8 protein-coding genes are annotated in these 14,034 nt (G+C 69.1%); 2 read left to right on the forward strand and 6 right to left on the reverse strand.

Going from position 1 to position 14,034, the window contains the following annotated elements; all coding sequences use genetic code 11:
- Window positions 1–276 (reverse strand): ArsR/SmtB family transcription factor (locus tag IE158_RS00005; protein WP_229838789.1); only part of this gene is annotated, 276 nt, incomplete at its 3' end.
- Window positions 277–502: 226 nt separating this feature from the next.
- Here IE158_RS00005 and IE158_RS00010 point away from each other — a divergent pair.
- Window positions 503–802: a DNA-directed RNA polymerase subunit omega gene (locus IE158_RS00010; protein WP_189641616.1), complete on the forward strand. Its 300-nt coding sequence runs from the start codon at window positions 503–505 to the stop codon at window positions 800–802.
- A 108-nt stretch (window positions 803–910) separates the two neighbouring features.
- On the opposite strand, the gene IE158_RS00015 is transcribed toward IE158_RS00010, so the two are convergent.
- The 5 genes from IE158_RS00015 to IE158_RS13475 form a co-directional block, all read right to left on the reverse strand.
- Complete coding sequence (locus IE158_RS00015; protein WP_189641617.1) at window positions 911–1,354, reverse strand: putative immunity protein; 444 nt, start codon at window positions 1,352–1,354, stop codon at window positions 911–913.
- Between the two features lie 122 nt (window positions 1,355–1,476).
- A complete protein-coding gene (locus IE158_RS00020) occupies window positions 1,477–1,953 on the reverse strand; it encodes a tRNA (cytidine(34)-2'-O)-methyltransferase (RefSeq protein ID WP_189641618.1) in 477 nt (158 codons plus the stop codon).
- Entirely contained in the window at window positions 1,946–2,431 is a 486-nt protein-coding gene (gene ispF, locus IE158_RS00025; protein ID WP_189641619.1) for a 2-C-methyl-D-erythritol 2,4-cyclodiphosphate synthase, read from the reverse strand. Before ispF ends, IE158_RS00020 begins: the two co-directional genes overlap by 8 nt.
- Before the next feature lie 112 nt (window positions 2,432–2,543).
- Window positions 2,544–2,837, reverse strand: coding sequence for a GNAT family N-acetyltransferase (locus tag IE158_RS13470; protein ID WP_229838790.1), 294 nt, complete (start codon window positions 2,835–2,837; stop codon window positions 2,544–2,546).
- Window positions 2,838–2,863: 26 nt separating this feature from the next.
- Window positions 2,864–3,022, reverse strand: a complete 159-nt coding sequence (locus tag IE158_RS13475) for a GNAT family N-acetyltransferase (protein ID WP_229838791.1) — start codon at window positions 3,020–3,022, stop codon at window positions 2,864–2,866.
- A 154-nt stretch (window positions 3,023–3,176) separates the two neighbouring features.
- On the opposite strand from IE158_RS13475, the gene IE158_RS00035 reads away from it, so the two are divergent.
- On the forward strand, window positions 3,177–14,000 hold the full coding sequence (locus tag IE158_RS00035) for a translocation/assembly module TamB domain-containing protein (protein WP_189641620.1): 10,824 nt from the start codon (window positions 3,177–3,179) through the stop codon (window positions 13,998–14,000).
- Window positions 14,001–14,034 lie beyond the last annotated feature (34 nt).

The raw sequence follows: 14,034 nt of genomic DNA on the forward strand, positions 1-14,034 counted from the left end.
TGGGTTAAACTGCTTGCAGCTACGGAATCTTCGAACGTAGCCTGAAGGATTTTCCGTACCACTACCCAGTGTGCCTTCTTTGCGGTAGGTCACAAAATGGTTGGTCCGCAGCACAGCAAGGTGCTGACTGATGCTGGCCTGCTCGCCGCCCGTCATTTCTTGCAGCTGGGTCACGGTCTTTTCGCCGTCACGCAGCACATCCAGAATCGCCAGGCGCAGCGGATGGCCCAGGGCTTTGAAGAATTTGGCCTTGTACTGATGAATGGGTTGGTTCATGCTTGCTCCCTTGGCGCGCTGCGGTGAGCCGCACAGAGTCACAGAAGTTCGGAAAAGCTCTGCCCAGAGTAGTGCAGTCTGCACGGAGCGGGCTGGAGGTCAGCCATCAGCAACGCAGCGCACTTCTGTTTGCGGGCAAGTATACTAGGATGTTTATCCTGGATATCTGCGGGAAGCAGGGCCAAGACGTGTGCCCACCCGTAGCCCCGATAAGAGGAGTAAGGAAATGGCAGAGAAAAATATTGACCGCATGCTGGGCATGACGGACAGCAAGTACCGCCTATCGGTCATCACCGCCAAACGCGCCCTCCAGCTGAGTGCCGGCGCTCCCAGTGTGCTGCCCACCGAGCAGAGGGCCAAGATTCACAATGTGGTGACGCTGTCGATGCGTGAACTCGCCACCGGCCAGCTGACCATCGGCACGGACCTGATTGACGAGCAGCGCTTCTTTCAGGACTACCAGCGCCAGCGCCAGATTGAACTGCAAAAGCAGCTGACCGCCGAGCGCGAGCGCGAACGCGACTGAGGCTCCGGTCCCAGCACATCCGTCCGCAGAACCCGTGCCTGTAGTTGGCCGGGTTCTCTCTTTTGCCGCCTCTGTGGTGTGTTGCCTCCGTGCGGCGCAGCAGCGCTGCTAGCCGGGACCGCGCCCATAGTCCAGCAAGCGCGGGACCAGGGGGCGCAGTTCAGGAGCCAGCCGAGCAATCAGACGTTGCTGCTCGGCCACAACCTGGTGGCCCTGAGCGCCCCAGGCTTTGAGGGCGTAGATGGCCGCGTGCTGGGCATGGGTGCCCACATGGGCTGTGGCCGCGGCATGACCAGCAGAGCGGGCGGCAAGCTGGGCGGCGCGGCTGCTGCACCCACGGGCCGCTGCGTGTGCGTCCAGTGCGCGCTGCCGGGCCTGCGCCATATCCAGGCTGTCCGATGCCCAGTCGCGCGCACCCTGCACAGCCTGGGCTGGCGCAGCCTCGCTGGGGCGGTCCTGCTCGAACAAGGGCAACACCTCCTCGGCACAGTCAGCGGCCCAGCGGGCCAGGGCCTGCTGCTGCGCAAGGGACATGGGAAGGGTCAGGGGCATGGGTCAGGAGTCCTTGTAGGGCGACTGGGGAGCGGCCAGGAGACAGCTCAGAGTGTAGAAACTCTGCCCAGCCTGACACCCTCAGTCCTACAGGGGCCTGACAGCTGTGGAGCGGCAGCGCCCTACCAACCTTCAATCTGCCGGGCCGCTTCGAAGGCCGCCACGCCCGCCGCCACGCTGAGGTTCAGGCTGCGCCCGCCGCCGGGCTGCGGCAGCTTGAGCGTGGGCAAAGGCTCCCGCAGCCAGGTGGGCAGGCCACGCGACTCTGGTCCCAGCAGCAGATAGTCACCCCGCTGAAAGCCAGCCTGCGTGTGGTACTGCTGCGCGTGGGTTGAAAACGCCCACACCCGCGCCGAATCCGGCAATGAAGCCTGAAACGCGGTCCAGCTGTCATGCTGATGCAGCTCTACTCCTTCCAGGTAATCCATTACCGCCCGGCGGAACTCGCGGTCACTCAGGTGAAAGCCGTAGGGCCGAATCAGGTGCAGCGCTGCGCCCAGCACTGCGCAGGTCCGGGCCACATTGCCCACATTGCCTGCCTTTTCCGGCTCAAACAGCACCACATGCAGCAGCGGTCCAGCAGGAACTGCCTCAGTCATTCGCACGCACCAGCAGCACGGTGGCCCGCGCCTGCACATGGTCCGGGGCCAGGCCCTCGGAGGTCTTGAAGCTGAGGCCCACCTCGGACGGGGCCAGGCCGCACAGCTGCGCCACATTCGCGGCAATCTCGGCCCGCAGCGGCCCCAGCTTGGGCCGGTCCAGCGTGACGACCAGCGCCAGGTTACCGGGCGTGTACCCGCGTTCCCGCACCACCTCCAGCGCCCGCTCCACAATCCGGGCCGAGTCCAGCCCCCGCCAGGCCGCGTCGGTGTCGGGGAAATACTGGCCGATGTCGCCTGCCGCCACGCCACTCAGCAGGGCGTCGGCCAGGGTGTGCAGAATCACGTCGCCGTCGCTGTGGGCTTCAGCGCCGCGCTCTGAGGGCACGGTCACACCACCCAGCACCAGGGGCCGCCCAGCACTCAGGCGGTGAGCATCTTCGCCGTAGCCGACGCGGAAAGGAAGTGAAGCAGTCATGCCGAGGATTCTAGACCGGGACGGAGAGTGGCCTGTCTGCCAGTCCAGCTCCAGCACCCAGGTCACTTCCTCAACTTTATACGGGCCCGCTTGCGCCGGGTGGTGCGGCTTTCTACTCCAGCTGCTGGTACATCAGATGCAGACCCACCCGGCCCAGCCGGGGATGCTCAAAGGCTTCCGGGACCGTACCAATCACCCTGAAGCCTACTTGCTGATACAGGTGCACAGCACTGTGATTGGTTTCGACCACTGCATTAAACTGCATGGCGGCGTAGCCCTGCGCCCTGGCCCAAGCCAAAGCGTCCAGTACCAGGGCGCGGCCTATTCCCTGTCCCTGAGCTTCAGGGGCCACCATGAAACTGGCCGTAGACACGTGCCCGCCAGGTCCAGGGCGGTTACGGTTCATGGTGGCTGTGCCCACCACCTGCCCATTCAAACAGGCCACCACGGTTCTGCCGCTTCCCAGACGGCCTGCGCTTCCTGCGAAGTCCACTCCGGGTCGTAGGGAAAAGTTTCCTGCGCCTGGACAATCTCCCGGAAAAAGGGCCAGATGGCGTCCCAGTCCTCTTTGCGGTAAGGGCGGAGTTCCATGCCGCGTACGGTAACACGGCAGGCCCCATACCTGCCGCCCCACTCCCTAAGCAGTCCGTCAGGCTGGGGCATACAAAGTCCAAAATCCGCACCAGCACGGCTGCGACAGGTACTGAGCTTCTCACTCCACCTTCCCTTAGAATGGCCTACAGATGTGGGCCGAGTTGCACCACAATTTGAAGGCGAACAGCAGGGAGGGGCGGAGGTGAACCGGGATACCGGGCACCCCGCGCCGCCTGTTCCTGTTGCCCGGTCACGCCCTTCGCGCCGTCAGGTGGCGAGTCTTTCGGTGGTGGCGCTGGCGCTGATTCTGTCGTTCCTGGCGGCCTACGCTCCAGCGCTGCTGGGCCGCTGGATTCTGCTGCGCGTGACCGAAGATGTGCAGGCCACGAGCATCGGGGGGCCAATGTGGCGACCTGTGCTGTACGGCACACAGGTCAAGCTGCCCGGCATCACCGCGCAGGCCGAGCAGCTGGGCTTGGGGCTGGCTGGCTTTGACCTGAGCAGGCGTGTGCTGTACGTGAATGTGGACCTGCGCGGGGCCGAAGTGGCACTGGAGCTGGCCGAGCTGTTCGGGCAGGGTGAGGACGCCATCACCACCGAAGAGGGCTGGAAAGTGCAGCTGCGGCGCGTGACCGTCACCGACACGGCCCTCACGGTAGATAGCGAAGGGGCCAGTGTCCCAGACGGCACTTTTCAGGTGACCCAGGCACGTGACGGCGGGTTGCTTGCTCAGGGCACGACCAAAGACGGAGGTATCAGCGCGCACTTGCGCTTCCGCCAGAGCGGGGGCGGCACCGAGTATCTGACCAACTTTCAGGCCGACGCCCGCGTGCTGCGTCACTACTGGCAGGGCATAGAAGACGGCACCATCACAGGCGAGTACCGCTTCGGGCAGGGGCCGGTGCAGGGCCGCATGCAGCTGACCGGCGGCCAGGTGCGGGTGCCGGAGGCCGACTGGGCCGAAGTGAGCAGCATCAGCGGAACGGCCACCCATACCGGCGACCTGATTCACGTACAGCTGAGCGGCGAGGGCTACGGCAAACCGGTCACAGCGGTGGCCGACGTGAACCTGGCCGCCCAGCAGTGGAAGGTGCAGCTCCAGGGCACCCCGCAGCTGCCCGCCCTGGCCGCAGCCCTGGGCACCAGCGGCGAAGGCGAAGCCCGCCTGACCGCTCAGGCCCACAACCTCGGCCCGGGCTGGCAGGGCGTAGAAGTGGTGGCGCAGGCCAACAGCCGCACAGGCACGCTGGCCGGTATTCCCTTCGAGCGACTGGCGAACGAGTACCGCTACCTGGACCGTGACGGCGACTCCGCGACCCGGCCCGAGATGAACCGCTGGCGTCTGGGTGCAGACACGGCGCTGCTGGGTGAGCAACGTCTCAGCGGGCTTTGGAACTTTGGAAGCAGCGGCAGGATCAACTGGCGCGGCACGCTGCTGGACGCGCCGCTGGACCTCAGCGCCGGGATTGCCCGCGAGACGCTCGAAGGCCGGCCCGCCGACTTTGCCACCCTCGCGGGCACGGCCCTGGGCGGACCAGCGCAGGGCCGCGTGGCGCTCTCGGGACGCGTGATTGAAGTGCGGCTGAACCCCGAACTGGACAGCCTCAGTGGCGCGCTGGCGCTGTCGGGCCGGGCCGGTGACCTGCGCCTGCGCGCCCAGGGCCTGAACGCCGCTGGCTTTGCGCTGGACGGCGAAGCCCGCTTCAGCGAGGACGGCACCGTGGCGCAGCTGCGCCAACCCGGTGGCGGCACCCTGAGCCTGAACCTGGACTCCGACTGGCGCGGCGAGTGGCAGGCCCAGGGCCTGAGTGGCAATGGCCTGACCCTGGCCGGGCGCGGCGGCCTGGACGTGAACCGTTCGCAGCTGAGCGGCCAGCTGAGCCTGGACAGCGGCCTGCTGGAACGCACCCTAAGCGGGCCGCTGAATCTGAACTGGGAGACGCAGCAGGCCCGCTGGGACGCAGGTGGCCAAAGCCTGCGCTGGAGCGGCGAGCGGCTGCTGGCCGACCTGAACGGACTACGCCTGGGCAGCGGTATTCGGCTGGACGGGTCGCTGAATGCCAGCCTGGGTCTGGACGACCTGCGGGGCACCCTGCGCGGTCAGGGCGAAGGCTTTAGCGTGACCGCCACAGGCGAGGGCAACCGTGCCCGCTGGCAAGGCACGCTGGGCGAGGGAACGCGCAGCGTGGGCGTGAGCGGCGTGACCCGGCTGGATGAGGGCTTTGCTACCAGCGCCAACTTCAGCGGGGCCGATATCAGCGCGGACGTGCGCATGCAAGGTGGCCTGCGCTTTGACTTTGACCTGCGCACCGCAGATGAGCGGGCCAGCGGCGTCATTGACGGTGAGAACTGGGACGCCCAGGGCCGCGTGAACCTGAGCGCCCTGCGCCCGGTGCTGAGCGGCGTGCTGGGGCCAGACTCGCCCCTGGCAGACCTGAGCGGCACGCTGGACCTGAATCTACGCGGGCGAGGCGGCGCGGCGCGGGTACAGGCACAGGCGGCGGGCGCAGCGCTCGCGGGGACACTCCAGCGGCAAGCTGGCGTGGTCACGGCCACGAATCTGCGGGCCAGTGGCGGCGCGGACGGCCCCCTGGCCGGGTTTGTCGCGGTGGCCAGCGGACAAGTTTATCCCCGGGTGAACCTGCGCGGCCCCGTCACGCTGGGCAACCTGGGCGGGGTGAGCGGGCTGAGCGGGCAAGTGCTGCAAGGCCAGGTGTACGGCGACTACAGCCGTCTGAACGCGGCGCTAAATGGCCGCACGGCCCCGCTGAGCCTCAGTGGCGTGCGCCTGCCGGCCCAGCAACTGAGCCTGGGCGGACGGCTCACCCCTACACCCGACCTGAGTGGCCGCTGGGGCGATCTAGACCTGCGCTACCGCGCTGCCGGGGACGGGCAGCTGAGCGTGAGCGGCACCCAGGCGCTGACGGTGCAGGGCCGGGCCGCAACCGTGCGGGGCCGGGCCAGCTGGGGCCAGGGCTGGCAGGGTCAGGCCGACCTGAGCGGGGTGACTGCCGACGGCTACGCCCTGGCCGTGCGTGGGCCGTGGAACGCTCTGCGCGTGACCGCCTCGCACCCGGACGGCCTGCGGGCCGCTGGCACGGTCAATGCGCCGCGCCAAAGCTACGACCTCGCCGTGTCGGGGCGTGCCCAGGGCTTCGGCGTGCAGGGCCGGGTGCGCGGGCAGGGCCTGAACCCCACAGGCGACCTCACCCTGACCGATAGCCAGGGGGGCCGCGCTTTTCTGACACTCAATGGCCTGGACAATCTGACTCTGCGGGCCGACGCACTGCGCCTGGGCGGACAGACCTTCAGTGGCAATCTGCGCAGCGTAGGCGGCTTGGCAGACGGCCAGCTGACCACCACAGTGAGCGGACAGACGCTGACCCTGCGGGCCACCCGTGGACGGGTCAATGTGAGCGGCGTGGTGCAGGACCACCGCGTGCAGGCCAGCGGTCTGCTGCGGCTGCCAGGAGCGGGCGGAGCGCTGCAGCTGAGCGGCCTACAACTGAATGTGAACGGCCCCTATCTGACAGCGCGGGCCACCGGGTCGCTGGAAAACCTGCGCGGGCAGGTCACGCTGAGAGCCCAGCAATTCGGCGGAGGCGACGCCGCCCTGATCGTGCCGCAGCAAACCCTGCCCCTGAGCGCCAGCCTCAGCCCGCTGCGGGCCACCGTGGGCGGCCTGACCTACAGCGGCGGACGCTGGAGCGGGAACGCGGCCCTCAGTTATCTGGTCCGCACGCGGGGCGCTCAGGCCCAGGCCATACGCGGCGGCCAGGTTCAGCTGAGCGGCACCGGCGCGGGCCTCAGCGCCCTGGCCAGCGGCGCGCTGGCGGGGCGCGTAGCGCTGCTGCCCGAAATCGGCGGCACCCTCAGCGCGGATACGGCCCTGCTGCGGCCCTTGCTGCCCGCCGAACTGCGGGACCTTCAGGGCGGACGGGTCCAGGCCACTTTTACCGCAGCTGGAGCCCGCATCACCACGCCGGGAATGCGCTATCAGGGGCAGCCTCTGGGCCTGAATGCCCGGGTGGACTGGCGGCGCGGCTTCTCGCTGGACACCCTTCAGGCCAGTGGCGTGCTGGCCAATGGTGGCCGCTCGCGCCTGCCCTTCGCGCTGAGTGGCGGCACCCTGACCCTGCAAGACGCCCTGCTGGACGTGCGCGACGTGCGCCCTTTTGCCCCAGAGCCGGGCAGGTTGCCCCAGACCGGCACTTTCCGGGGCAACCTGCGCGTCACCAACCTGGCGAACTTCAGCCTGGGCAGTGTGCAGGCTCAGGGCGTGCTGGCATCGGGCCGCTCGCGGGCACCGCTGTCGCTCTACCGGGGAGCGCTGCGGGTCACCGGCGGCCTGCTGGACGTGCGCGACCTGAAAACCCTGGTGGACGACCCCGCTTCGCTGCCCCAGAGCGGCACCTTCCAGGGTGACCTCTATGTACCGGACCTGAACAAGTTCGACCTGCAACACATCCGGGCAAACGGACTGCTGGCGTCAGGAGCTTCACGGGTGCCGCTGGACATCCGGAACGACACCCTGCGGGTCAGCGGCGGGGTGCTGAACGCGAATGACGTGCGCCGCTGGCTGGACATTGAGCTGCCACAGCGCGCCACGTTCCGGGGCGATGTGACGCTGCGCAACCTGGGCGACTTTGCCCCTGAGAATCTGCGGGCACGCGGCGTGCTGGAGGCGGGCAACTCCCGCCTGCCGCTCACCCTGGCCGGGCGTGCGCTGACCGTGACCGGGGGCCGCCTGGACCTGGCAGACGTGCAGCCGTACCTGGACCTGCCCGCACGCGGCGTGCTGCGCGGCGACCTGTTCTTGCCGGACATTCTGGCCCCGGACCTGGCCGGTGCGCGCGCCGACCTCGTCACAGACGGGCTGAGCGCGACCGAGCTGGACGGCACCTCGGCGCAGGGCCGCCTGCGCGTACGCGGCGGGCAGCTGTGGGCCGACCTGAGTGGGCAGGTGCAGGGCCAGCCGCTCACCCTGCGCGGCGACCTGTACCCACGCGCCAATGCCACGCTCCAGACCGGGGGCGTGACCGCCCGCCTGAGCGGCCGCGCCGAAGAGACGCTGAACTTCAGCGCAGCGGGCAGCTACCAGGGCCGCGCTGTGGATGTCCAGGGCACCCTGGACGGCCTGCTGGCAGAGGGCCGCGCTGCCCGCGCCGCGCTGTCGGGCACGGTGAGCGGCTCAGAGCTGGACCTGACCGTGCAGGAAGCTGGCCGCGAGTGGCAGGACTGGCGTGTGAGCGGGTCGCTGCTGGTGCCCGACGCCCGCACACTGGACCCTGAACTGCGCGGTAGCCTCAGCGGCAGTGTGGGTGGCACGTTGGGCCACGCGGACGTGCAGGTTCAGGGCACCGTGAACGACATTGCCCTCAATGTCCCCGCGACCTTCAGCGGCGGCGAGCTGCGGGTACATGAAGCCCAGGCCACCTCCGCCGAACTGGGCACGGCGACCCTAAGCGGCCTGGCCTTTCCGCGCCTGAACCTGAGCGGCGCGGCCCAGCTGAGCGGCGACCTGGCGGGCCACTACGACCTGAGCGTGAGCGGCGATTACAGCGCCCCCACTGCCCGCCTGAACGGCCAACTGGCAGGCGCACCCGGCAGCGTCCACCCCAGCGGCCTGAACATCGGCGGAACAGGCGTGCAGGCTACCTTGCAGGAGGGCCGCTGGCAGGCCCAGCTGAGCGGCCCGGCTGTGCGCGGCACGGTGAGCGGCATGCTGGGCGCACAGGTGGCCGGGCAGGACACCCCGCTGGGCCTAGAGCGAGCCGACCTGAACCTGAACGCCCGCTACCGCCAGGGTGAGGACGACTTCAGCCTGAGTGGTCCGCTGGCCTGGACAGGCAGTGCAGGCACAAATGGCGGCTGGCGCGGCAACTTGACCGTGCGCGGCACCCTGGGCGGCGAACAGCTGAGTGCTCAGGCCACTGGCGTAGGCCCGCTCAGCGTGACCGCCCGCCTGGGCGACGCCTCGCTGCGCGCCGAGCTGGGCAGGCTGGCCCCCGTGCGCCCGGAAGGCTGGGTGGCCCTGGACCGCTGGGACATAGGCGCCCTGTGGGGCCGCCCCGAACAGCTGCGCCTGACAGGCCGCGCCGACCTGGCCGGACCCAGTTGGCAAAGTGTGCAGGCCCGCTTGAATGGACAACTGGATGACGTGACTGGCGAACTGAGCGGCACCCTCAGCGGCCAGTGGAATCAGGCGCAGGGCGGCACTTTTGCCCTCAGTGGTCCCCGCGTGCAGGCGAGCGGCACCCTGCGAGATGGCATGTACGACGTGGACGCCCGCCTGGGCGACGGCCCCCAGGGCGCACAGGTGGGCCTGGCCCGGCTGCTGCCTGCGGGGTGGGGCGTCACCGCGCTGAAGGCGTCGGGCCACCTCAGCGTGCGGGGACGTACGTCCAGCGGTCTGGAGCGTCTGGACGCGGATGGCCTGGAAGTGAGCGGCGAACAGGTGGAGGCCGGGCCTTTTACCCTGTATGGCCGCGCCAGCTACCGCCCACAACAGGGCGGGCTGGACGCGGCACTGGCTGGGGGCTACGGCGGCGGCATCTTCCGCATCGGGGGCAGCTTGCCGCGTGGGCTGAATGTGCAGGTGGCGAATGTCTCGCTCGCGCAGTTCGCCTCTGAAGACCTGGACCTGGGCCGCCTGAATGGCGAGGCCACCTTGCAAGGACCGCTGGACCGCGCCGCCCTGAGCGGGGCGTTCTGGACAGCCGGGGGCAATGCAGACGCAGCCGTGAACCTGCTGGGCCGCCTGGACGATCCCCGCGTAGAGGCCCGCTTGAACCTGCGCGGCAACCCCAATCAGCGCAGCGGCGAGCTGACCCTCAGCGCCCGCGACTTTGACCTGACGCGCCGCACCTTCCTGGGTGAAGTGCGCGGGCAAGTGCGCCAGGGAGACACGGTAGCCGACCTCGACCTGCGCGGACCGTGGCCCAAACTGGGCGGCCAGGTGCGGGTACAGGCCCCCAGCCTGAAGCAGCCGGTCACGCTGCGCGGCCAGAATGGAGAATTCGTGCTGGACCCCGGCGTAGAGGGCGCGGGCAGCGGCACCGTGACTCTGTCCCCCGGCGCGGGCTGGCTGCCCAAGCTGAATGCCCAGGCCGACCTAAATCCGCTGGCGCTGCTGCCCGGCGCTTCCGGCGAGGCCCGGCTGCGGCTGAATGCAGGCGGCGAACTCAGCGCCCTGACGGTGCAGGGCACGCTGAACGCTCCAGAAGCGAGCGTGGCTGGCGTGACCGTGCGTGATGTGAGCGGCACCTTTGGCGGCACCTTGCAGGATGGGCTGCCGGGCCTGAGCGGCGAGCTGACCCAGCGTGGCCAGAAGGTCGGGCAGCTCGCGGGCAGCCGCCTGACCCTGAGCGGCCTGAGTGCCGAAACCGCTGGTTCTACCCTGGCCCTGAGCGGACCGATGGACCTGAGCAGCCTGAGTGCTGACCTCACCGCCGATGTCAGCGGGTCGCTGAGTGGGGGGCTGCGCCTGAACTACGCGGAGGGCCGCCTGGGCAGTACCGGCACGCTGCAAGGTCTGGGCTACCGCGCCGCGCTGGACATCGAAGGCTCGCAGGAAAGCGGCTGGAGCGGCACGGTCACGGCCCGCGACACCGAGGGAGCCCCCGAAGTGCTGACCACCCCGGCCAGCCTCAGCCTGAGTGGCCCCTGGGAGGCTCCCCGTCTCAGCGGCAGCCTGGGCCTGCTGGACACCGCAGCCACGCTGAATGCCAGCGCAGACGGAGCCGTCCTCACGCTGGCCGACGGCGTGACCGCCAAGGGCTCCGGCGAACTGCGGGTCGCCCCCGACCCGGCAGGCGTGTGGCGCTGGACCGGCGCGGCCAGCATTGACAGCCCCCGCATGCGCCTGAGCCTCACGCCACGCGGCGAGCTGGCAGACCCTGTCTTGGGGGTCGCCGCCGGGCGCGGCAGTTGGCAGGCCATCGGCTCGGTCAGCCGTGAGGCAGGCCACCTGAATGTCAGCGACGGCGAGCGCAGCGGCTCGCTGGACTGGCAAGGCGAGCGGCTCACCGCCGACCTGTCCGGCCTGGACCTGGCCGGACTGCGCTGGCGGGGACTGGCGGGCCACCTGAGTGCCCAGGGTACGGTGGACCTGGGGGCCACGGGCACAGCCAGCAGCGCTCTCCCCTTCCGCATAGATGGCCTGCGCTCGCCCTGGCGGGTGGACGCGCTGAACCTGCCACTGTCGGGTGATGTGAGCGGCACCTTGACCTTGCAGGAGGGTCGCCCTGCAGTGCAGGCGCAGGCCACCCTGGGCAGCGAGGGCACGGCGCAGGGCCAGGCCAGCCTCAGTGCCGAGCAGCAGCCGGGCGGCGAGTGGTTTGGCCGCGTGCAGGGGCGCTTGCAGCAAGAAGGCGGCACCCTGAGCGCCGACGTGCGCTCGGACGCTGCGGGGCTGAGCGGGCAGGTCCAGGCAAGCGGCTACCCGGTCAAGCTTCAGGATCAGACGCTGGCGCTCAGCGGCGCAGCGGTACTCGGCGGCCAGACCTTCACCACCGACCTTACGCTGGGCGGGGTGGCCGGCGAAGCCACCCTGAGCGGCGGCGGCAGCCTGGGCGCAGCGCTTCCCGCCCTGAGCGGCCTGACCGCCGTACAGGACACGGGCAGCGGCTACGACCTGAGCGGCACCCTCAACCGGGTAGACCTGGGCAGCCTGGAGCTGGTTCCCGACCTGAGCGGCGTGGTGAGCGGCGAGCTGGACATCACCGACGGCGCGGGGCAATTCGTGCTGCGCTCGGCGGACCTGAATCTGGCCGGCGAAGCGTTGCCCAGCCGCTTTGAGGGCGTGCTGGTGGGCCAGGACTGGCGTATTCGGGGTTACCTGGGCGACACCGACGTTTTTGCTGGGGTCAGCGGCGGCGTGCTGTCGGGCAATGCCGAACTGCAGGGCTTGCCGGTGGGTGCTGTCGCCAACGCTCTGGCGGGGCAGCGTCTCGCCGATGGCCGCGTGACCGGCGTGGCCCGCTTCGAAGCTCCGCTGGCCGACCCACTCTCAGGCCGCGCCACGGTGGTGGCCGAGCGTATTCGCCTGACCACCTTGCCGGGCGAAGAAGGCAGCGAAACCGCCCAGTCTGAAACCCTGACCGGTTCTGGTTCGCTGGACTTCGGGGACCGCGAGCTGCGCGGCATCAATGTGCAGCTGGGCGGAGCAGGAAGTTGGGACATTCGCGGGCAGTACACCCGTGAGCGCGTGGACGTGCGCGCCAACTTTACCGAAACCACCTTTACCCCGCTGTTGGCCCTGATTCCTTCGTTGGCCGAGCAAAACCCCAGGCTTCAGGGCAGCCTGAACGTGGCGGTGCTGGGCGACTATGGGCAGCCTGTCGGCACGCTGGAAGCCCGCAACCTGCGCGGCTCGCTGGCAGGCGTGTCGCTGTCGGTGCCCGCGCTGAGTGGCCGCCTGGATCAGAGCGGACGCTGGACGCTGGGCGGCGGCGTCCGGACCGGCGGGGCGCTCGACTCGGCAGGCACGGTGCAGGGCACGGGCCTGTGGAGAAACTGGCAACTGAGCGAATCGGCGCTGAACTATAGCGGGCAGCTGTCACCCGGCAAAGCCGTCGGCACCCTCTCGGGGGTGCAGGCCAGCCTCAGCCAGAGCCGCGCCGACCCGGAGCGCTGGGTGCTGGACGCCCGCTCGGTCAGCCGCAACGCCACCACCGGCCAGGGCACGCTGGAAGTGCGCGGACAGCTGATCCCGGCCTGGGACCTGAGCGTGCGGGCCAGCAACTACGACCTGGCACTGCCTGGAGTCTTCCTGCGCGAATCGGCGCTCAACGGAGCACTCACGCTGCGGCAAGACGCGGGCAGTGAAGACATCCGGGTCAGCGGCTCGGCGGACTTTGCCCGTGCCGTGCTGGGCCGCCCCGACACTGCCGATGACCTGGATGCCCTGGTGCCCGGACCGGAGCAGACCCCCGCAGGCAGCACGGCCCCGGACAACTTCGTCAGTCCGCTGCCGCAGCAGTACACCACCTTCCCAGAACCCGCCGCAGAAGCGGGCAGTGCCAGTGCCGAGCCTCCCCGCCCTGCCCTGCCGCTGCTGGAGCGGCTGATTCTGGAAGATATTCCGGTCCGCTTCTCGGGCGGCATTCAGCTGCAAGAAAGTCTGGCGCAGGCCGAGCTGGGAGGAGCGCTGCGGCTGAGCGGCACCGGTGACCGCCCGCAGATTGCCGGCAACCTCAGTGGTCAGCGCGGCACCCTGCTGCTGCGCGACACCGAATTCAACCTGCGTCAGCTGGACGTGAACTTCAGCGGCACCTCGCCCTACCCGGCCTTTACCTTGCTGGCCGAGGGCCGCGTCCGTCCGCTCACCGGCGGGGCGGCTGTCCCCATCACGCTGGACGTGCAGGGCAACTTCATAGAAGACGGTGCAGGGCAGGCCAGCCTGGACCTCAAAACGGCGCTGCGCTGCACCGACCAGACGGCGGCCTGTAGCGACCCCCGGACCGGGCAGCCCTACACCGAATCACAGCTCTACGCCCTGGTCCTGACCGGCGTGCCCAACGTGGAGAACCTGCCCGAGAATCTGGGCACCCTGGGAGCCAGCGCCCTGAATACGGCCCTGAACGTGTTCGTGCTGGGCGAGCTGAGCCGCAACCTGGCCGACGCCCTGGGCGTGGACGTGCTGCGCTTTACGCCGGTGCTGGTAGGCGAGGGCGGAGCGACCATCACCATCGGGTCACAGCTCACTGAGAACCTGTACCTGGAGTATCAGGTGGACCTGACCGGAGAAGGACTGATTGACGCCACCTACAACACCCCCGATGGCCGCTTCACCTTCAAGGTGACCACACCCTTTGACTTTGGCGAGTCGCGCGGGTTCCGCCCCAGCGTCAGCACGGCCTACAACATCAATGACCGCACCTCTTTCACCTTCAATATCGAAAATGGCACCGAGACCAACCGCTTCAGCGTCGGCGTGCTGTACCGCCTGCCGAGCAACTTCTGGCGGCGGTAAGGGCAGGCCTGTCGCTGGATGATGGGAAGATAGA

Origin of the sequence: Deinococcus piscis (assembly GCF_014653275.1) — a bacterium.
Classification (GTDB): Bacteria; Deinococcota; Deinococci; order Deinococcales; family Deinococcaceae; genus Deinococcus; species Deinococcus piscis.

Coding starts and splice junctions, on each gene's coding strand:
- IE158_RS00010 (WP_189641616.1), top strand. CDS start 503: ATGGCAGAGAAAAATATTGACCGCATGCTGGGCATGACGGACAGCAAG.
- IE158_RS00015 (WP_189641617.1), bottom strand. CDS start 1,354: ATGCCCCTGACCCTTCCCATGTCCCTTGCGCAGCAGCAGGCCCTGGCC.
- IE158_RS00020 (WP_189641618.1), bottom strand. CDS start 1,953: ATGACTGAGGCAGTTCCTGCTGGACCGCTGCTGCATGTGGTGCTGTTT.
- ispF (WP_189641619.1), bottom strand. CDS start 2,431: ATGACTGCTTCACTTCCTTTCCGCGTCGGCTACGGCGAAGATGCTCAC.
- IE158_RS13470 (WP_229838790.1), bottom strand. CDS start 2,837: ATGAACCGTAACCGCCCTGGACCTGGCGGGCACGTGTCTACGGCCAGT.
- IE158_RS13475 (WP_229838791.1), bottom strand. CDS start 3,022: ATGGAACTCCGCCCTTACCGCAAAGAGGACTGGGACGCCATCTGGCCC.